This window comes from Microlunatus elymi (assembly GCF_007362775.1).
Lineage (GTDB): Bacteria > Actinomycetota > Actinomycetes > Propionibacteriales > Propionibacteriaceae > Microlunatus > Microlunatus elymi.
The window spans coordinates 3,696,334-3,715,529 of record NZ_CP041692.1 but is presented as its reverse complement, the minus strand read 5'-3'; the positions used below and the strand labels follow the sequence as shown (position 1 = coordinate 3,715,529).

The following is a 19,196-nucleotide window of genomic DNA, read 5'->3' as shown; positions in this document are numbered from 1 at the left end:
CATGGTCTGCTACCCGCGCAAACTGCGGATCGTCGGCGGCGCCTTCGCTGCCGCGCTGCTGGCCGTCGCCGTGCTGGGCTGGTTCGCGCTGCCGCAGCACCTGCGCGACCAGTTCACCGTGTTCCAGATCCTCACCCTGCTGGTGTTCCTGGCCGCGATCATCGCGGTGATCGCGATGGTCGCCCTGAGTGTGGTCCGCGCCGACGCCGAGGTCGTCACCGTGCGGAACGGGATCCGTACCCATCGACTGGCCTGGCGTCAGGTGCATGCGGTGATCTACCGGCAGGGCGATCCGTGGCCGACGCTGCTGGTCGGAGACCCCGACGATCCGCATCGTCAGCTGGTGCTGGGCATCCAGCGCACCGACGGTGACCGATCGGTGCGCGCGGTGACCGCGTTACGTGAACTGCACGCCCGAGCCCAGAGCCCTTCCTGAATCAGTCGATGCCGCGGGACTTGAGCAACGCCTCGATCTCCGCCATCTCGGGATCCTCGTCGGCGGCCGGATTGCTGCGGGCGGTGGTCACCGCCTTGCCGCCGGAGCCTGCGGGCTTCACCGACTTCTTCGGCCCGCGATCGTTCCGCTTGGCCTTGGTGTCACCGGAAAGCCGACTGATCACCAGGCCCACCACGAACAGGGCGACACAGAAGGCGATCAGCGCGAACCCGATCCAGAGCGTCGGTGAGAACACCAGTCGGAACGCCCAGCGCACGATCTCGACGACGAAGTCCCAGATCACCCGGAGGAATCCGGTCAGGTAGAGGCCGAACGGAATGATGACCAGGGCGGCTGCCTGCAGCACCCTGCCCTTGTTGCCACGCCGCCAGGCGAGGCCGGCCAGAATCACACCGATCAGGGCAATGGCCACACAGATCGGCAGGAGCACGGTGTCAGCTTGAGGCATGGGGTCCAGGCTGCCACAGGGACAAAGCGGAGGCCGATCAGTGACAGCCCCGAGGTGGCCCTCAAAGCTGCGCCGGGCGCGTACGACCCTCGTCGGACGCCGCCATACCACCGTGCCGGCACCGTGCAGGGCATCACATAGGGTGGCCGGCGATGACCCATCAGCGAACCCTGGCCGACACACCGTTTCCCGGCGACGACGGTCAGGCCGATCCCCGAGCCCGGGCCCGGCTGGCGGCCGCGTCGTCCGGTGAGCTGACCGACTATCTCCGAGCGATCGTCGAACTGTGCACCGTACGGCTGCTGGTGCCGGTCGTGGCGACCACCGCCGTACAAGGAGAGACGGTCGCCGGGCTGGCGACCGACAAGGAGGCCGAGATGGCGGTGGTGCTGTTGCAGGCCGCCGACGGCACGCGCGCGATGGTCGGATTCACCGGCATGGACTCGCTCACCGCTTGGAACGCCGAGGCCCGGCCGGTGCCGGTCACCCTGGATGTCGCGGCCGCCTCGGCCAAACAGGAAGGGGCGGCGGCGTTGCTGGTCGACGTCGACGGACCGCACCCATTGGCGCTGGACGGCGAGATCCTGGACCAACTGGCCGCCCGTCACCGGCTGGTCGAGGTCGGCGGGGGCCAGTTCGGCTGGGCGATTGCGGAGGAATGAAGACCAAGCGATCGGTGTTACACTCGCTGCGACCGATTCGGTGATCCGTCATCGAATCCGCAAGCGGAGACCCGATCTCCCACCCGTACGGCGTCGGTTTCGACAGTTGGCGGGTTGGTCCGGACAACGGTTCAGCAAAGCTGACTCGTCGAGTCAGCATCGATGATGCGTTGTCTGTCGCCAAAGGGTCTTCGCGCATGCGTGGGCCCTTTCGTCATGTTCGGGCCCTTTCGCTGCGGGCACGGGATCGGTCGGCACCGAACGAACCGACATCTGTCATTCGACATTCTGGAGGAGCAATCAGCACCGAACCGCGAATCAATGAACGCATTCGCATCCCCGAAGTTCGCCTGGTAGGACCTGCCGGCGAGCAGGTCGGGATTGTCCGGATCGAGGACGCGCTGCGGCTGGCCCGCGAAGCCGAACTCGATCTGGTCGAGGTCGCGCCGATGGCGCGGCCGCCGGTCGCCAAACTCATGGACTACGGCAAGTTCAAGTACGAGAACGCGCAGAAGGCCCGTGAGTCCCGGCGGAACCAGACCAACACGGTGATCAAGGAGATGAAGCTTCGTCCCAAGATCGACGCGCACGACTACGAGACCAAGAAGGGTCACGTGGTCCGGTTCCTGAAGGAAGGCGACAAGGTCAAGATCACCATCATGTTCCGGGGCCGGGAGCAGTCCCGTCCGGAGCTGGGCTACAACCTGCTGCAGCGGTTGGCCACCGACGTCGAGGAATTCGGTTTCATCGAGTCCTCGCCGAAACAGGACGGCCGCAACATGCTGATGGTGCTCGGGCCGCACAAGAACCGGTCCGCCCTGAAGGCCGAGCGTGGTCCGGCCGCCAAGTCCGGCGCCGCGACCGACGAATTGGCCGAGGAGGAGCGGGTCAAACCGACCACTCGGAAGAAGGAGACGCTGGCCGGGTTCGACCCCGACCAGATCTGAGCTTCCAGCCAGCACGGTTCAACAACACAACGCTGAGGACCTGAGTCAGCCGTCAGCGCCGGTGCAGGGTTGCGCCTCGAACAGCGACGTCGAGGCGGCCGACCCGACTCAACGAGAACGCGAGAGCGAAGAAGAGGAACGAACTTCGCCCCGGGCGGGGCGGGTGAGTTCGACAGGTTCAGGGCCGGAAGGTCCGATGAGGTAAGGAGCGGCATCGCCATGCCGAAGATGAAGACGCACTCCGGTGCGAAGAAGCGCTTCCGGACGACGGGCTCGGGCAAGGTCGTGCACCGCAAGGCGGGCAAGACCCACCTGAACGAGCACAAGCCCAGCAAGCGGCTGCGCCGCGTGGACGCCTTCGGCACCCTCGAGGGCGGCGATGCCAAGAAGATCAAGAAGCTGCTCCGCAAGTAGGGCGTGCCACGGGTGGAAGCGCTCGGTCGGATCGCTGCACCCGGACCCTCCAGCAGTACCCCTGAGCTAGAACCAAAAGGAGAAATGTCATGGCACGCGTGAAGCGTTCCGTCAACGCGCACAAGAAGCGTCGCGAGGTCCTCGAACAGGCCTCCGGCTACCGGGGTCAGCGCTCCCGGCTGTACCGCAAGGCCAAGGAGCAGGTCACCCACTCCTTCACCTACTCCTACCGGGATCGTCGCGCCCGGAAGGGTGAATTCCGCAAGCTGTGGATCCAGCGGATCAACGCTGCCGTCCGCGCCGAGGGGATGACCTACAACCGCTTCATCGCCGGTTTGCGTACCGCCGGCGTCGAGGTCGACCGCAAGATCCTGGCCGATCTGGCCGTCACCGATCAGGCCGCGTTCGCCGCGCTGGTCAAGGTGGCCAAGGAGAACAGCAACACCGCTGCCGCGGCCTGATGCTGTTGTCCTGATCTTGAACAACATTTCGAACAACGCCGAGCCGACCGCACTGCCACCCGCATCGCAGGGGCAGTTGCGGTCGGCTCGGCGTTTGTTGCGGCGCAAGGAACGGCTCGCTCGGGGCAGGTTCCTGGCCGAGGGTCCGCAGGCCGTACGGGAGGCGCTGGTCGCCGGTGCCGCGGAGTTGATCTTGTGTACGGATCGGGCCGCGGCTCGGCATCCGGAACTGATCGACGGTGCGGTCGATCCGTCGGTGCCGGGCGTCGGGGTCAGCGACGCCGATCTTGCTGCACTCACCGATTCGTCAACCCCGCAAGGGATCGTGGCGCTTTGTCGTACGGTGGACGTGCCGCTGGAATCGGCGCTGGCCGGTGGGTCGCGATTGATCGTCTGTTGCGCCGAGATCCGCGACCCGGGCAACGCCGGGACGGTGATCCGGTGTGCGGATGCGGCCGGTGCGGACGCGGTGATCCTGTCCCACGCCTCGGTCGATCTCTACAACCCCAAGACCGTACGAGCGACCACCGGCAGCCTGTTCCACCTGCCGATCGTGGTCGACGCGGACCTGCCGGACGCGTTGTCGCGGTGCCGCGACGGTGGGCTCCAGGTGCTGGCCGCGGCCGGCGGGGGAGACGCCGACCTTGATCAACTCTCCCGCGCCGGTGAGCTTGCTCGCCCCACCGTGTGGCTGATGGGCAACGAGGCGCACGGGCTGGACCAAGATCAACTCGGGCTGGCCGACCGGGCTGTCGCCGTACCGATCTACGGCCGCGCCGAGAGCCTGAACCTCAGCACCGCCGCCGCCGTCTGCCTCTACGCCTCCGCGTTCGCCCAGCGCGTCTGAAACCTGCTGTCGGTCGACGGTTATTGCTTCAGCGGGTACGCCGTCCTCAGCTTGGGGAACCGGCCGAAATCGGTGTCTGCCGTATGGACGACACCGCCGTGCTCCAACGCGAGAGCGGCGATCTGCGCATCGGTCACCAGGTTTGCGCCGCTGCTGCCGGCACCGATGAGAAGCTCGACGACCGTTTCGTGATGCTCCGGGCCGGGTCGCAGAATCTCGGTCACGTTTCGCGATGTCCAGCTCCGGATCGAGCTCGCCGCGTCCGCCACCGACATCGGATCACGGTAGACGCGAGAGCTGGTCGCGATCCGCAGGAACGCAAAAATCACCGGATGGGTCAGCCCGACGCGGTCCGTGCCCGACAAGGTGTTTTCCCACCACTGTTTCGACGATTCGTGAAAGGGCGACTCCAGGTCGTACGCGTACAACAGCAGGTTGGCATCGGGGATGATCACGTGCGGCTGCTCTGCTCGACGAAGGCTTCGGTTTCCAATTTGTCGGCCAAAGAGTTGAGGCGACCAGGATCAATACCGGTGCGCAACCCCATGGGGCGCGGCTGCACGGTGAACGGCTCCTCGGTCTCGCCCGCCTCGAGACCTCGTTGGATGGCTTCGTTCAGCACGGTCTTGAAGCTCTGACCGCCACGTTCCATCGCGCGCCGAATGAGCCGCTCCGAGCGCGGATCGAGCGTCACCGTCGTCCTCATGATGCTCATGCTATCGCGCCAAGCTGCTGTCAACGCATCATCGTACGGCGTCCAGCCAGAGCCGGGCGATCTCGGCGTGGCCGCGCTCGGTCGGGTGCACACCGTCGGCGGCCAGTGCCGCAGACCCGGTCTCGGCGGCGAGCTTGTTCAGCTCGACGTCCAGCGGCACCACTGGCGCATCGAATTCTGCTCCCAGCCGATGCACCGCCTCGATCCGCGGATCCAGATCCTCCCGCCAGGCGGTGGCCTGCTCCTCGGTGACCGGCAGCACGAACGGTTCCAGCAGGATCGCGGACGCGCCGGCCGTACGGATCCGGGTGAGCACGTCGCGGTAACCGGCCTCGTACGCCTCGGTGCTGGTGGGATCGTCACGGTCGAAACGCCGCCAGGTGTCGTTGATGCCGATCATGATCGACACCAGATCGGGTCCGGCCGCGAGCACGTCGTCGTCCAGCCGCTGCTGCAGGTCGACGACCCGGTTGCCGCCGATGCCGGCGTTGAGCACGCGGGCGTCGGCCAACTCGGCAGCGAGCAGCCGGACGTAGCCGTTGCCGAGTTGGTCGGGGTCGTCGCGGCGGCCGGCGTCGGTAATGCTGTCGCCGAAGAAGATCACGGTGTTTCCGGGCTGGATCGAAGTCATGGTTGACCATCATGATGGTTCCGGCGCTGAGCGGTCGCGTGGGTTGCGCACCTTCTCGCGATGAGGACGCCTCCTGGTCGGCAACCGATTGGCTGCGGCACCGCCCACCTTTCTAGACTGTGCGGGCGCGGCGCCTTCGGATGGAGCGTGCACGCCACCCATTTGACCGATGAAGGAGTCCGATGTCCGGGCCGAACAAGAGCTACGACCCTGTCCAGGTCGCGACGCTGAGCGCCGAGAGTGTCGAGGCCATGGTTGCCGAAGCGCTGCAGGCGTTTGCCGAGGCGACCACGGTCGCCGAGCTCAAGCAGGCCCGGATCGCGCACTCCGGCGATCGCTCGCCGCTGGCGCTGGCCAACCGGGAGATCGGTGCACTGCCGCCGGAGGCCAAGCGTGAGGTCGGCAAGCGGATGGGGCAGGCCCGCGGCCGGGTCAATCAGGCCCTGAAGGCGCGCGAGGCGGACATCTCCGCGGCCGAACTGGAACGCCAATTGGCCTCCGAACAGGTGGACGTGACGCTTCCCACCGACCTGGTCGGCCAGGGCGCGATCCATCCGATCTCCGGCGTGACCGACCTGATGAGCGACATCTTCGTGGCAATGGGCTGGGAGATCGCCGAGGGTCCCGAGCTGGAGGCCGAGTGGCTGAACTTCGACGCCCTGAACTTCATCCCCGATCACCCGGCGCGGACCATGCAGGACACCCTGTTCATCGATCCGCCGCAGAGCAATCGGGTGCTGCGAACCCACACCTCGCCGGTGCAGGCGCGGTCGCTGCTGGATCGTGAGCTGCCGGTGTACGTGGTGTGCCCCGGCCGGGTCTATCGGGCCGACGAGTACGACGCCACGCATCTGCCGGTGTTCAACCAGATCGAGGGCCTTGCGGTCGACAAGCGGCTGACCTTCGGCCACCTGCGCGGCACCCTGGAGCAGTTCGCCCGCAGGCTGTTCGGCGAGGAGATGATCTTGCGCTGGCGGCCGTCGTACTTCCCGTTCACCGAGCCGTCGGCCGAAGTTGATCTTCAATGTTTCGTCTGTCACGGCACCTCGGTCGGCGATCCGGAGCACCCGTGCCGGACGTGCAAGAGCGAGGGCTGGATCGAATGGGGTGGTTGTGGCGTGGTCAATCCGAGGGTGCTGGAGGCCTGCGGCGTGGACTCGTCGGTCTACACCGGCTTCGCCTTCGGGATGGGCGTCGATCGGACGCTGATGTTCCGCAACAACCTGTCGGACCTGCGCGACACCGTGCAGGGTGACGTCCGGTTCAGCCGGTCGCTGGTCGGAGGTGCACGATGAGGGTTCCGTTGAGCTGGCTGCGTGAGTACGCCGCAGTGCCGGAGAGTGTTACTGGCAAGGAGATCTCGGACGCGCTGATCCGGGTCGGCCTGGAGGTCGAGACCGTCGACGCGGTCGGCTCCGACGTCACCGGGCCGCTGGTGATCGGCCGTGTCGCCGAGTTCAGCGAGGAGACCCACTCCAACGGCAAGACCGTCCGTTGGTGCCGGGTCGACGTCGGTGCACACAATGAGGGCGGTACGCCGACCGACTTCGACGCGCCCGGTCGCGGAATCATCTGTGGGGCAAGGAACTTCGCCGTCGGTGATCTTGTGGTGGTGGCGCTGCCCGGTGCCGAACTGCCCGGCGGTTTCAAGATCGCCTCTCGCAAGACGTACGGCCATGTCAGCGACGGGATGATCTGCTCCGAGCGCGAACTCGGGCTCGGAGATGATCATGCCGGCATCATGGTGCTCACCCCTGACGCGGCCGGCCCGCTGGTCGCCGGTCAGACGTCGGCCGAGTCCGCGGCCCTGGAAATCGGCATGGACGCCGACCCGGCGATCTACCTGCGCGAGCACGTGCTGGACATCGCCGTGACCCCGGACCGCGGCTACTGCTGGTCGGTACGCGGCATCGCCCGGGAGGCCGCCTTGACCTTCGATGTTTCCTTCACCGACCCGGTCGCCAAGGCCCCTGAGCCTGTCGAAGGACCGGATTCCGGCTCCGGCTACCCGGTCAAGATCAATTCCGACAACTGCCCGTTGTTCGTCGCACTGACGGTTGATGATCTTGATCCGACCAGGCCGAGTCCGCGCTGGCTGAAGCGCCGGGTGCAGCAGGCCGGGATGCGGTCGATCTCGCTGGCCGTCGACGTCACCAACTACGTGATGTTGGAGACCGGACAGCCGTTGCACGCTTACGATGCGGACAAGTTGCAGGGCGGCATCGTGGTCCGCAACGCCGAACCGGGGGAGAAGTTGATCACTCTCGACGACGTCACCCGTGAACTGGATCCGGAGGATCTGTTGATCACCGACGACCGCGGGCCGATCGGCCTGGCGGGCGTGATGGGCGGCGCCGAGACCGAGGTGGACGCGAACACCCGCCGGGTGGTGATCGAGGCCGCCAACTTCGACGCGATCACCATCGCCAGGACCTCGCGCCGGCACAAGCTGTCCTCGGAGGCGTCCCGTCGCTTCGAGCGCGGCGTCGATCCGGGTGCGGCCTACGCCGCTGCGCATCGGGTGGCCGAGTTGTTGATCGCTCTCGGCGGTGGAACCTTGTCCGCCGACGAGACCATCGCCGGTGCGGCGCCCGTCCGGATCCCGGTGCAGATCGAAGATCAACTTCCTGGTCGGATCATGGGCGCCGAGATCGATCATGAAACGGTCGTGGCCGCGCTGCAGCAGGTCGGCGTCCTCGTTGATGATCATGGTGACACGCTGACCCTGACCCCGCCGAGCTGGCGGCCGGACCTGACCGACCCGTACGACTATGTCGAGGAGGTCGGCCGGATCTACGGCTACGAGCGGGTCGAGCCGGTGATCCCGATCCCGCCGGCCGGTCGCGGTCTGACCCGGCGGCAACGGCTGCGGCGGTTGATCAGCGGGGCATTGGCCGACACCGGACACGTCGAGGTGCAGACCTTCCCGTTCATGGGTGCCGCGGTCCTTGATCAACTTCAGATCCCGGCCGGTGACGATCGGCGGCGGACGCTGCGGATGGCCAATCCGCTGTCGGAGGAACAGGCAGAGCTGCGGACCACGTTGCTGCCGGAGCTGTTCGCGGCCGTGAGCCGCAACACCAGCCGCAGCATCGACGATCTTGCGCTGTACGAGATCGGTCCGGTTTTCCTTGCTCCGCAGGGATCCGGGATCGCGCCGCGTCCCGGGGTCGAGCACCGGCCGACCGACGACGAGCTGGCGGCGATGGACCGGGCGATCGGTGATCAGCCACGGCATCTCGGTGCCGTGCTGACCGGCGTGGTCCGGCCGGCGGGCTGGACCGGACCGGCCGAGCCGGTGACCTGGCGGCACGCCGTTGCCGTCGCCGAGATCGCCGCCCGCGCCGCCGGTGCCACGGTGATCACCGAGCAGGCCCAGCAGTCGCCGTGGCACCCGGGCCGATGCGCGGCGATTATCGCGGTTGCACAGGACGGGACCCGGACCGAGATCGGCTTCGCGGGTGAACTGCACCCGACCGTGATCAAGGACTTCGGTCTGCCGCAACGCACCTGCGCAACCGAAATCGATCTTGATCTGCTGGTCAGCTCGGCGCCCGAGATCGGTGACGTGGCGGCGATCTCCACCCATCCGGTGGTCAAACAGGACCTGGCTCTGATCGTCGATCACGACGTGCCCGCCGCGGACGTTCAGGACGCCGTGCGATCCGGTGCCGGCGAACTGCTGGAGGAGATCCGGCTGTTCGACGTCTACACCGGTGATCAAATTGGGGAGGGCAAGAAGTCGCTGGCCTATGCGCTGCGCTTCCGTGCCGCCGACCGCACCCTGACCGATGCCGAGGTGGCCCAGGCCCGGCAGGCAGGAGTGGACGCGGCAGCCGCCGCCACCGGCGCCGTACAACGCGTCGAGTAGGGGCCCCGACTCGTCCCCGGGTACGGCGTCGGAATGGTGACCGCCGTCGTACTCGGCTTCAGCGATGGCTCAGACCCAAGATCGAGGCACCGTCGGACGGCATTGACAAGTTTTCCTGTCAAGACCTATCGTCGAGCCGTGGACGATATTCAGGTACTCAATGACGCCGTCGCGGTCGAGGTAGCGCTCGATCCGATTCGGACCTCGATCCTGGATGCTCTGACTGAACCGGGATCAGCAGCATCGGTTGCGGCGACAGTCGGGCTGACTCGGCAGAAGGTGAACTATCACCTGAAGGCCCTGGAGGCGCATGGATTGGTCGAGCCGGCCGGCGAACGCACCTGGGGCGGTATCACCGAACGCTACGTGCAGCGCTCGGCGCGACATCTCGTCGTCGCCCCCGACCTGCTTGAAGGAAGAGTCGCTGATCCGAACGAGATCGCTGATCGGCTCTCGGCTGCGTATCTGGTAGCCGTGAGCGCTCGGACGATGTCCGAAGCGGGGTCGGCCGCCAGCAAGGTGGCGACTGGGACGCGGGTGCCGACCCTGACCGTCGACACGGTGATCGGGTTGAAGTCTCCCGAGGATCGCGCTGCGTTCGCGGCCGAACTGCAGACGGCCCTCGCCGAGTTGGTCGCGAAATATCACCACGATGACGGACGACTCCACCGTCTCACCGTCTCGTCGTACCCCAAGCCCAAGGAGGACTCGTGACCAATCCCGACCGGCGCGGTCGCGTCGAACACCGAGCCGAGCGCACGCGAGCGCTGGCCGCCTCTCCGGAGGAGGTGTGGGACGCCATCGCAACCGCCGACGGAATCTCGGCGTGGATGGTGCCAACCCGGCTGGACGCCCAGATCGGTGGCGAGGTCGTGTTCGACCACGGGTTCCGATCGACCGGTGTCATCACCGCGTACAACCCGAATCAGCGTTTCGCGTATGAAGAGCCGTGGCCGATGACCGACGAGATGCGCGAGTGGGTGGCCGACACCGCAGGACACGAGGTCACCGACGAGGAACTGGCGTCGATCTCACCGGTTGCTACCGAGTTCTTGATCGAGTCAGCGTCGGGTGGCAGCTGCATCCTCCGCGTCGTCACGAGCTCGTACGGGAGCGGAGCGGACTGGGAGAACGAATACTTCTCCGAAATGGTGGCGGGCTGGGGCAGCGTCCCGTTCGGCCCCGATGAGCAAGCGCCGTGGCTCGACAACCTCGTCGGGTATCTCAACGCCGCACGGGCCAAGGAAGGAACTCATCAATGACAACCGCGCGATTCGCACGTCAAGAGCCGAGCATCGGGCCGATGAACCCCGACTTCGCCATCACCGTCACGCCCATCGTCGTTGCTGAGCTGCTCGTCGAGGGCGAGGTAATGCCCGTATGCGTGCACGTCATCGACCACCCCGACGGTCGGGTTCTGGTCGACACCGGCATGACCGAGTTGCACCCGGCAGTGGTGGCCGCCTTCAACCCCCGCCTCTTTCCCTTGAACGAACAGGACTTCGACGTCGCTGGCATCGACATCGTCGTCAACACCCACCTTCACGCCGATCATTGCGGCGGCAACCACCTCTTCGCCGGGCGGCCGATCTACGTTCAACGTCGGGAGCTCGACGACGCCCGCAGGGAGGATGACTACACGATTCGCGAGTGGGTCGACGCTCCTGACCTGCAGTACGTGCCGGTGGACGGAGAACTCGAGTTGCTGCCCGGCATCCGGCTCGTCCCGGCGCCGGGTCATACGCCCGGTTCACAGCTCGTTGTGGTCGAGACCGGAGGACGTCCCGTCGTCATCTGTGGCGACACGGCAGTGTGGTTCGGTGAGTTGGACGAGCCGCGGGTCGAAGCGCAACGGCGAATCCGCGCGCTGGATCCTGAGCAGGTTTGGCTCGCACACGTGCACGAGCCGTGGCGACCCCGCGCCGCGCATGCCGAAGACCACCGCCCGGCTGAAGCGCGAGATGGCCGAGATCGGTCGACGGACTGAAGGGTTCGGCGTTGACCGGGCAGTCGCGACGGATCCCATCGGAATGTCAGGTGGCAGCGTCGAGGACGAGGTCTTTCAGCTCAGCAAGCGACTTGATCCGGTGGCGGGCCCGGGAGAAGTCCTGCGAGCGGGTGAAGTCGTTGTGGACGATGGCGCAGTCAATGCCGGCAGCGACAGCCGATCTCAGCCCCCTGGATGAGTCCTCGACCACCAAGGCTGCCTCCTTGGTCGCTCCGAACCGCTGCAACCCGGTCAGATAAGGTTCTGGGTCAGGCTTGGCAAGCGTGTAGTCCTCCCGGACGAGGACGAACTCCATGTACGGCGTGATCTGGCGCTCTTGGTGGATCAGCACGAAGTCGGCCCGTTTCGCCGTCGTCACGATCGCCATCCGGACGTAGTGCGACAACTCGGCAAGGACGTCGTCCACGCCGGCGATCTCGATGGCTTCGGTTCGTAAGTACGCCTGATAGTAGGCATCGCGGACCTTGCGCTGCCGGTTGATGGTCCGTTCGTCAACACCGGCCAAACGAGCCTGGGCATTTCTTGGTCGAACGGTTCGTCAGTGGTCGCTGGAGAAGGATTGTCGGTGGGCTTCTTTAGAATCAATGACATGTTCGAATCCGAGGTGGCGGGGCTGGACCTGGCCGGTACGGCCGAGGCGTTCGGCTTCGTTGCCCGGGAGAAACTCCGGGTCGGTTGTGAGCAGTTGCTGCTGGCCGCCCATTGGGCCGACCTGCACCCACCGGTAGGCCTGCTACCTGCCTCGGCCGGGGCGGGCCGGCTGGTCGGTGAACGCGCAATGTGTTTCGGCGCCGCCGGCACTCCGCTGGTGGGCGAGTTCGCTCCGGCGGAGTTGGCGCCGCTGATCCAGGCCAGCATCGGGCAGGCCCGCAGCCTGATCGCCGACGCGACCGACCTGCGCCAGCGCTTCACCCGGATCTGGGCACTGGTCCGCCGCGGCCTGGTGGCCGACTGGGCGGTCCGGTTGATCGCCCGCAGCTGCCGCGACCTGTCGCCGGGGCAGGCCGGCGCGGTGGATCGGATGCTGTCCGGGGACCTGATCGCGGTCGGCCGCCGGCGACTGGAACATCTCCTGGATGCGGCGATGCTGCGGGTGGACGGGGAACGGATCGCGAAGTTGATCGCCGAGGGGCGGCGGTCGAGGTTTGTTCGGGTCGGTCAGGCAGGAGAGCACGGCATCAAGGCGGTGTATGCCCGGTTGGATGCCGCCGAGGCGATCCGGCTGGACGCGATGGTCGACCGGGTCGCCGACATCCTCGCCGGCGCCGATCGCTGCCGGATGGCCGGAGTACCGACCCGCGACGCCAAAACCCGAGACGAGTGGCGTGCGGTCGCGTTCAGCCTGCTGGGCACCAACCCGGTCCGGGCCGCCCAACTGTTGATCGAACACGAACAACCCGACCTGTTCGACGCGCTGGCCGAGCTGCAACAGCCACCGCTGCGCTACGACCCCAACCGGAACGACATCCAACCCGACCACTTCCCGTGCAACGACCCCGACGGTGCACCGTTCGACCCCGATCGGGAGCCGCCGGTCGAAGAATCCCTGCTACCGCCCGATCCCGGATTCGACAACGACATCCCGGCCGATCCCGGCCAGTGGCAGTCGCCTGACGACGGGCGGAGTCAGGACCAGGGTCTCGTCGATGATCATCTCGCGGATGAAGAACCTGGGTGCGGCCAACCTCAGCCGCAGCCCGCGGGCGATCATGATCCAGCCGATCCCACGGGCCGGTCTGATCAGTCCCGACCTGAACCTGATCATGACCCGGCAGGATTCACACGTGACCATGAACCCACCCGGCCGGCGGATGAACATGATCCCGCAGGCTCCGCGGGTGATCATGACTCGACCGAGCCCTCGGGTGAACATGATCATGGTTGCGGCCAGCGGCAGGAACACTCAGGGCCGTCGGCTGATCGGCTGAATCCGTTTCTGCGGCAGGAATACCGGCAAGAAGCACTCCGGCAACTGTTACGGCACCTCGACCCCGCCCGGCTGGTCTCCCCCGCGATGCTGCATGTGCACTACTACCCCGACGACACCACGCCGATCGCCCGGGTCGAGGAACTCGGATCGGCCAGCCTGCACCAGGTCCGACACTGGCTGGACGACTGCCGGATCAACCTGCTACCGGTGCTCGACCTGAACACCATCCCCGCCGTCGACGCCTACGAGGTCCCACCCAGGCTCCGCGAGGCGGTGTTCTGCCGCAACCCGGCCAGCCTTTACCCCTACTCGACCACCATCGGCCGCACCACGGATCTGGACCACACCAACCCCTACCGGCGGCGGCCCGACCGCAGCCCGGCCGAACCCGGCCAAACCGCCCTCGGCAAACTCGCACCCCTCGCAAGGCCCGAACACCGATACAAAACCCACGGCCGGATCTCGGTCCGACAACCCGTGCCAGGCACCCTCGTCTGGCTCACCCGCTACGGCCAAGTACTGATCACCAGCGCCGCCGGCACCCAAGACCTCGGCACCACCCACTTCGCCCGAGCCGTCTGGCACGCCGCCCAACCCAACGGCGCCCACACCACCGCCGCCTAACCCTGCCCCGCAAGAACGCGTCAGGGCGTGGCCATGGGGTTGGCCGGGACTGTAATTTTAACGGTGTAACTCCTGAGACGAAGGAGACACCTGTGACTGACGTGACGAGTAGGGATGTGGCTGCTGCTGACGGGCAGGAGCTGTCGGCCAGCGATCAGCAGCTGGTGCGCGAGCTGACCGATCGGGCCCGGGCCAACGGGTTGCAGCTGACCGGTCAGGGCGGCTTGCTGGGCCGGCTGACGAAGATGATCGTCGAGGGCGCCCTGGAGGGTGAGATGGATGATCACCTGGGGTATGCCAAGCATGATCCGGTCGGCCGGGACGGCGGTAACTCCCGCAACGGCTACCGGGCCAAGACGCTGTTGACCGAAGCCGGGCCGGTTGATGTTTCGGTGCCGCGGGACCGGGACGGCAGTTTCGAGCCGACGATCGTGGCGAAGCGGCAGCGGCGACTGTCTGGGGTGGAGGACCTAGTGATCTCGCTGTCGGCGAAGGGACTCACGACCGGGGAGATTTCGGCGCACCTCGCCGAGGTGTATGGGGCGGAGGTGTCGAAACAGACGATCTCGACGATCACCGACCGGGTGATGGAGGGGCTGGCCGCCTGGCAGTCTCGTCCGTTGGACCCGGTGTATGCGGTGCTGTTCATCGACGCGATCCAGGTCAAGATCCGGGAGGGTGAGGTCTGCAACCGGCCGATCTACCTGGCCCTGGGTGTCACCGCCGACGGTGAGCGTGACGTGCTCGGCCTGTGGGCCGGTGAGCACGGCGACGGGGAAGGTGCCAAGTACTGGCTGCGAGTGCTGACCGAGATCAAGAATCGTGGCACCAACGATGTGTGCATGCTGGTCTGCGACGGGCTGACCGGACTCCCTGACGCGGTGTCGGCGGTGTGGGACAAGACGATCGTGCAGACCTGCATCGTGCATCTGCTGCGGAACTCGTTCAAATACGCCTCGAAGAAGGACTGGGGGTCGGTCGCCAAGGACCTGAAACCGGTGTATACCGCCGCCTCCGAGGCCGAAGCGCTGGACCGGTTCGCCGACTTCAGCTCCAAGTGGGAGAAGCGTTACCCGGCGATCATCCGGCTGTGGACCAACGCTTGGGCAGAGTTCGTCCCATTCCTGCAGTTCGACCGCGAAATCCGCACCGTGATCTGCACGACGAATGCGATCGAGTCGATCAACGCCCGACTCCGGCGAGCGGTCAATGCCCGCGGTCATTTCCCCACCGAGCAGGCAGCGCTGAAGTGCCTGTACCTGGCGATCATGAGTCTCGATCCGACCGGCCGAGGACGCAAACGCTGGACCAACCGATGGAAGGCAGCACTCAACGCCTTCGACATCACCTTCGACGGACGCCTATCCGCCGGACGCAACTAACCTCGGTGTTTCATGCGGTGGTTGCGACACCTGGGTTGAGAAGGGCGGAAGTGCCTGTCCTGTAAGGGAAAATGGGCTTGTCGAAGAGTCCAGGATCCCAAGTAGGAAGGCACTTCCAGGGTGAAGGGTAACAAGCGTCGCGGCAGACGGCCCAGGGTCAGCGCTGACGGCACCGGTGTGGTGTCTCATGCCGGGTTGGAGATGGTGCGGGAGTTGGCCGTCGATACCGGCCTGGTGGCGGCGTTGAACACCGCGTTGGCCGATACCTATCGGGGACCGTGGACCCATGCCCCGGGGCGGGTGCTGGCCGACCTGGCAGCCGCAGTCGCTGACGGGGCAACTGCTGTGTCGGGGATCGGCACGCTGGCCGATCGGGAAGACTTGTTCGGGCCGGTGGCCTCGATGCCGACCGCTTGGCGGGTGCTGGACCGGGTCGATGCCGACCATGTCGAGGCGGTGCGTCAGGCTCGGGCGATGGCGCGGGACCGGGCCTGGGCTGCCGGTGGCGGCCCCGACTTGGACCAGGAGTTGGTGATCGACTTCGATGCCTCGCTGCTGATCGCGCACAGTGAGAAGGAATCAGCCGAGCCGACCTGGAAGAAGACCTTCGGGTTCCATCCGTTGTTGGCGTTCCTGGACCGGCCCGAGATCGCGGGCGGAGAAGCTCTGGCCGGGCTGTTACGGCCGGGCAATGCCGGCTCCAACACCGCTGCTGATCATGCGGTGGTGCTGGACATGGCGTTGGCCAGCCTGCCCGAGCGGGTCCGGCCGCGGCCCACAGATCCCGGCTCGCCACGACTGTTGGCCCGGGCCGATGCGGCCGGTTCGACCCACGACTTCGCGCAGGCTTGCCGGGACCGGGGCGTCGGATTCTCTTTGGGCTATGGGATCCACTTCGGTGTCCAACAGATCGTCGATGTGATTCCCGAGCAGTGTTGGCATCCGGCCATCGAGGCCGACGGCAGCTTCCGCGATGGTGCCTGGGTGGCCGAGGTTACCGGCGCGGTCGACCTGTCGGGCTGGCCCGACCAGACCCGGTTGATCCTGCGGAAGGAACGACCCCATCCCGGCGCCCAACTGACCTTCGCCGACGCCGACGGGTTACGCGTGACCGGGTTCCTCACCGACACCGCCCCAGGGGTTGTGCCCGGCCAGGTCGCCGGGCTGGAACTGCGACACCGTCAACATGCCCGCGTCGAGGACCGGATCCGACAGGCCAAGGCCGCCGGACTACGGAACCTGCCCTGCCGCGGCTGGGACGAAAACGTCGCCTGGCTGGAGGTCGTGTTGATGGCCGCAGACCTGGTGTGCTGGACCCAACTGATCGGCTTCGCCGACTCCACTTCTCTGGGCCGTTGCGAGATCGCCACGTTCCGCTACCGAGTCCTCCACGTCGCCGCCCGGATCACCCACACCGCCCGACAAACCCGACTCCGCATCGACAAGACCTGGCGCTGGGCAGCCCAGATCGCCGACGGCTTCCACCGAATACGCGCCGCCTTCGACTAACCACTCGGCCCACCCCACCCGGCCAACCCAAGGACCCCGGAGAACCGCCACCGCAGCGCCAAGCGGTACATCATCGCGCCCCGACCCACTCCAAACACATCCCCGCACCAACCACACCGACACCATGATCAACTACCCACCGCATGAAAGAGGGAGGCTAACAAGATCAAAAATCAGTTACACCGAAAACTTGACAGACCCCGCCCGAAGAACGCGTCAGGGCGTGGCCATGGGGTTGGCCCTTCGACAAGCTCAGGGATCTGGTCCAGTGATCACGAACGGTCAGGGGGAGGACCGGTGATCATCAACGTCGGGGACCTCGTTCTGTGATCAAGATCGTGTGCCTCCCCGCAGTCGGGCAGAACCGTCGTCCCGCATGCGTAGTTCGTGGTGACCTTCGCGCAGGTGGAGTGGGAACAGCGTTCGAACAATGTCCGGCCGCCGCCGAAGTCGAACCAGTTGAGCGAATCGTGGTGAACCGGGCCGGACAGGTCAGCAGCCGTGGTCGAGCCACGACCCTTCGACAAGGCAACTTGCTAGCTGAGGGTGTCGGCGGCGACGTCGAGGAAATCCTGCAGGTGTTGCTGTCTGCGGTCCGTGGCGATGGCAAGCACAGTCGGCAGCGGGTCGATGTCGACGACGCTGCGATGCACGATCCCGGGCCGGGCGTAGTAGCGGGCGACGCTGCGGGGGAGGATCGCAATCCCTTCACCGGCAGCGATCAGTTCGAGTTTCTCCTCGATGGTGGCGAATCGGCGGGCGGCCGGATCCAAGATCAACTCGCCGGCCAGCTCGTTCGACTTGAGCCTGCGCCTGCCGGCCAGGCGATGCTGAGCCGGCAGGCACACGACCGTCGGATCGCTGCCGACCGGCACCGTACGCAGTCCGTCCGGATCGAACGGCTGGCGCAGATAGCCGACGTCGGCGCGGCCGTCCCGAACCGCCTCCGCTTGGTCGTACCAGTTCAGATGCAGCAATCGAATCTCTACCTCGGGGGCAACCTCGGCGAAGGCGCGCACCGCGCCGGAAACCCGAAGCCCGGGTGCGAATCCGACCACCAGCCGGGTCAGTCCGCGCGCCACCTCGTGTGCCCGCCGAGTGGCAGAGTCCGCGGCAGCGAGCACGCCGGCGGAGTCGGCGAAGAGCTGTTCTCCGGCCGGTGTCAGCTTCACCGAGCGGGTTGTTCGCGCCAGCAGCTCGCAGCCCAATTCTCGTTCCAGGGCACGGATCTGACGGCTCAACACCGGCTGCGCTATGAACAGTTGCTCGGCCGCTCTGCCGAAATGCCCGAACTCGGCAACAGCCCGGAAGTAGCGGAGCTTGCGCAGATCGAGATCCATGTCTGCAGGGTATCAATCTTCGGAGGAAGGTATTGGACGCCCGGCCGGGCGGGACGCAGGGTTGACTCCATGATCGTCATCACCGCACCGACCGGACAGATCGGTTCCCAGTTGATCAACAACCTTCTCGACTCCGACGAAGAACTCCGGCTGATCGCCCGCGATCCCGCCAAACTTCCCGAATCGGTACGTCGCCGGACCGAGATCATCGAAGGCTCCCACGGCGATCCCACCGTGGTGGACAAGGCGTTCAGCGGGGCGGACGCAGTCTTCTGGCTGTACCCGGCCGACCCGTACGCGCTCGATGTGCGCGCCGAGACGCTCGCCTTCACCCGCCCAGCAGCGGAGGCGATCGCCGCCCACGGCATCTCCCGAATGGTCGTCGTCTCGGCCGCCGGCCGCGGCTTCACCGAGCGAGCCGGCCTGCTCTCCAACGCCTGGGAGATGACCGATCTGCTGGCGAGCAGCGGAGCGCATCTGCGCGAGCTGGCGCTGCCCACATTCATGGACAACCTGCTTCGCCAGATCGACCCGATCGTGCATCACGGCTTCTTCTTCGATCCCAGCACCGGTTCGGATCGGCGGCCGATGGTCGCCACCCGTGACATCGCCGCGGTCGCGGCCGAGTTGCTGCTGGATCGCGGTTGGACCGGCCGTGCGGCTCGTCCGGTGTACGGGCCGCAGGACCTGACCCTGGACGAGATGGCGGTGATCATGTCGGAGGAACTGGACCGCCCGGTCCGCTACCAGCAGGTCCCGATCACGGCCTATCGCGGCCAGTTCCTCGAGCTCGGGTTCAGCGCCTCGATGGCCGATGCGATGGCCGAGATGGCGATCGCCAAGAACGACGGCGTGGACAGCTACCGGCCTCGTACGCCGGAATCGACCACCCCGACCAGTTTTCGCACCTGGTGCACCGAGGTCCTCAAGCCGAGTTGTCGATGAGTAGT

The 19,196-nt window shown here is 66.4% G+C and carries 21 protein-coding genes; 15 read left to right on the top strand and 6 right to left on the bottom strand.

Annotation, left to right across the window (positions count from 1 at the left end):
- The first annotated feature begins 1 nt into the window (after position 1).
- Entirely contained in the window at positions 2-436 is a 435-nt protein-coding gene (locus FOE78_RS16655; protein WP_143987293.1) for a PH domain-containing protein, read from the top strand.
- Position 437: 1 nt separating this feature from the next.
- Here FOE78_RS16655 and FOE78_RS16650 read toward each other — a convergent pair whose 3' ends face one another.
- Positions 438-905, bottom strand: coding sequence for a hypothetical protein (locus tag FOE78_RS16650; protein WP_143987292.1), 468 nt, complete (start codon positions 903-905; stop codon positions 438-440).
- Between the two features lie 152 nt (positions 906-1,057).
- Here FOE78_RS16650 and FOE78_RS16645 point away from each other — a divergent pair, with 152 nt between their 5' ends.
- The 5 genes from FOE78_RS16645 to FOE78_RS16625 all read left to right on the top strand — a co-directional run bounded on the left by FOE78_RS16645 (position 1,058) and on the right by FOE78_RS16625 (position 4,236).
- On the top strand, positions 1,058-1,567 hold the full coding sequence (locus FOE78_RS16645) for an SseB family protein (protein WP_143987291.1): 510 nt from the start codon (positions 1,058-1,060) through the stop codon (positions 1,565-1,567).
- A gap of 197 nt (positions 1,568-1,764) precedes the next feature.
- Entirely contained in the window at positions 1,765-2,514 is a 750-nt protein-coding gene (infC, locus tag FOE78_RS16640; RefSeq protein ID WP_266094977.1) for a translation initiation factor IF-3, read from the top strand.
- A gap of 219 nt (positions 2,515-2,733) precedes the next feature.
- Complete coding sequence (gene rpmI / locus FOE78_RS16635; protein ID WP_143987290.1) at positions 2,734-2,928, top strand: 50S ribosomal protein L35; 195 nt, start codon at positions 2,734-2,736, stop codon at positions 2,926-2,928.
- Positions 2,929-3,017: 89 nt separating this feature from the next.
- Positions 3,018-3,389, top strand: coding sequence for a 50S ribosomal protein L20 (rplT, locus tag FOE78_RS16630; RefSeq protein ID WP_143987289.1), 372 nt, complete (start codon positions 3,018-3,020; stop codon positions 3,387-3,389).
- 16 nt (positions 3,390-3,405) lie between these two features.
- Positions 3,406-4,236 (top strand): TrmH family RNA methyltransferase, encoded by an 831-nt coding sequence (locus FOE78_RS16625; RefSeq protein ID WP_228265861.1) that lies wholly within the window; start codon positions 3,406-3,408, stop codon positions 4,234-4,236.
- Between the two features lie 20 nt (positions 4,237-4,256).
- On the opposite strand, the gene FOE78_RS16620 is transcribed toward FOE78_RS16625, so the two are convergent.
- The 3 genes from FOE78_RS16620 to FOE78_RS16610 are packed head-to-tail and all read right to left on the bottom strand — an operon-like array spanning position 4,257 to position 5,582.
- The gene (locus tag FOE78_RS16620; protein WP_168207556.1) at positions 4,257-4,691 is read right to left on the bottom strand and encodes a TA system VapC family ribonuclease toxin; all 435 of its coding nucleotides are present in this window, start codon (positions 4,689-4,691) and stop codon (positions 4,257-4,259) included.
- Positions 4,688-4,951: an antitoxin gene (locus FOE78_RS16615; protein ID WP_143987287.1), complete on the bottom strand. Its 264-nt coding sequence runs from the start codon at positions 4,949-4,951 to the stop codon at positions 4,688-4,690. Before FOE78_RS16615 ends, FOE78_RS16620 begins: the two co-directional genes overlap by 4 nt.
- Positions 4,952-4,979: 28 nt before the next feature.
- Positions 4,980-5,582 carry an SGNH/GDSL hydrolase family protein gene (locus FOE78_RS16610; RefSeq protein ID WP_143987286.1) on the bottom strand — a complete coding sequence of 201 codons (603 nt, stop codon included), beginning with the start codon at positions 5,580-5,582 and terminating at the stop codon, positions 4,980-4,982.
- A 182-nt stretch (positions 5,583-5,764) separates the two neighbouring features.
- On the opposite strand from FOE78_RS16610, the gene pheS reads away from it, so the two are divergent.
- Genes pheS through FOE78_RS16585 form a run of 5 tightly spaced genes read left to right on the top strand, consistent with a single transcriptional unit; the run spans position 5,765 to position 11,440 of the window.
- On the top strand, positions 5,765-6,877 hold the full coding sequence (pheS, locus tag FOE78_RS16605) for a phenylalanine--tRNA ligase subunit alpha (protein ID WP_143987285.1): 1,113 nt from the start codon (positions 5,765-5,767) through the stop codon (positions 6,875-6,877).
- Complete coding sequence (gene pheT, locus FOE78_RS16600) at positions 6,874-9,453, top strand: phenylalanine--tRNA ligase subunit beta (protein ID WP_143987284.1); 2,580 nt, start codon at positions 6,874-6,876, stop codon at positions 9,451-9,453. The genes pheS and pheT overlap by 4 nt, the downstream gene beginning before the upstream one ends.
- Before the next feature lie 33 nt (positions 9,454-9,486).
- A complete protein-coding gene (locus FOE78_RS16595; protein WP_210414628.1) occupies positions 9,487-10,167 on the top strand; it encodes an ArsR/SmtB family transcription factor in 681 nt (226 codons plus the stop codon).
- Positions 10,164-10,715: an SRPBCC family protein gene (locus FOE78_RS16590; RefSeq protein ID WP_143987283.1), complete on the top strand. Its 552-nt coding sequence runs from the start codon at positions 10,164-10,166 to the stop codon at positions 10,713-10,715. Before FOE78_RS16595 ends, FOE78_RS16590 begins: the two co-directional genes overlap by 4 nt.
- 41 nt (positions 10,716-10,756) lie before the next feature.
- A complete protein-coding gene (locus FOE78_RS16585) occupies positions 10,757-11,440 on the top strand; it encodes an MBL fold metallo-hydrolase (RefSeq protein WP_143987282.1) in 684 nt (227 codons plus the stop codon).
- 46 nt (positions 11,441-11,486) lie between these two features.
- Here FOE78_RS16585 and FOE78_RS16580 read toward each other — a convergent pair whose 3' ends face one another.
- Positions 11,487-11,966 (bottom strand): HAD family hydrolase, encoded by a 480-nt coding sequence (locus FOE78_RS16580; protein ID WP_143987281.1) that lies wholly within the window; start codon positions 11,964-11,966, stop codon positions 11,487-11,489.
- A gap of 84 nt (positions 11,967-12,050) precedes the next feature.
- On the opposite strand from FOE78_RS16580, the gene FOE78_RS16575 reads away from it, so the two are divergent.
- From FOE78_RS16575 to FOE78_RS16565, 3 genes are all read left to right on the top strand, one after another.
- On the top strand, positions 12,051-14,015 hold the full coding sequence (locus FOE78_RS16575) for a DUF222 domain-containing protein (protein ID WP_143987280.1): 1,965 nt from the start codon (positions 12,051-12,053) through the stop codon (positions 14,013-14,015).
- 140 nt (positions 14,016-14,155) lie between these two features.
- On the top strand, positions 14,156-15,397 hold the full coding sequence (locus tag FOE78_RS16570; protein ID WP_168207653.1) for an IS256 family transposase: 1,242 nt from the start codon (positions 14,156-14,158) through the stop codon (positions 15,395-15,397).
- 120 nt (positions 15,398-15,517) lie between these two features.
- A complete protein-coding gene (locus FOE78_RS16565; RefSeq protein ID WP_143985282.1) occupies positions 15,518-16,906 on the top strand; it encodes an IS1380 family transposase in 1,389 nt (462 codons plus the stop codon).
- Positions 16,907-17,442: 536 nt separating this feature from the next.
- Here the strand turns inward: FOE78_RS16565 and FOE78_RS16560 are convergent.
- Positions 17,443-18,246 carry a LysR family transcriptional regulator gene (locus tag FOE78_RS16560; RefSeq protein ID WP_143987279.1) on the bottom strand — a complete coding sequence of 268 codons (804 nt, stop codon included), beginning with the start codon at positions 18,244-18,246 and terminating at the stop codon, positions 17,443-17,445.
- Positions 18,247-18,315: 69 nt separating this feature from the next.
- Here FOE78_RS16560 and FOE78_RS16555 point away from each other — a divergent pair, with 69 nt between their 5' ends.
- Positions 18,316-19,191, top strand: coding sequence for an NAD(P)H-binding protein (locus FOE78_RS16555; protein ID WP_143987278.1), 876 nt, complete (start codon positions 18,316-18,318; stop codon positions 19,189-19,191).
- The last annotated feature ends 5 nt before the right edge of the window (positions 19,192-19,196 follow it).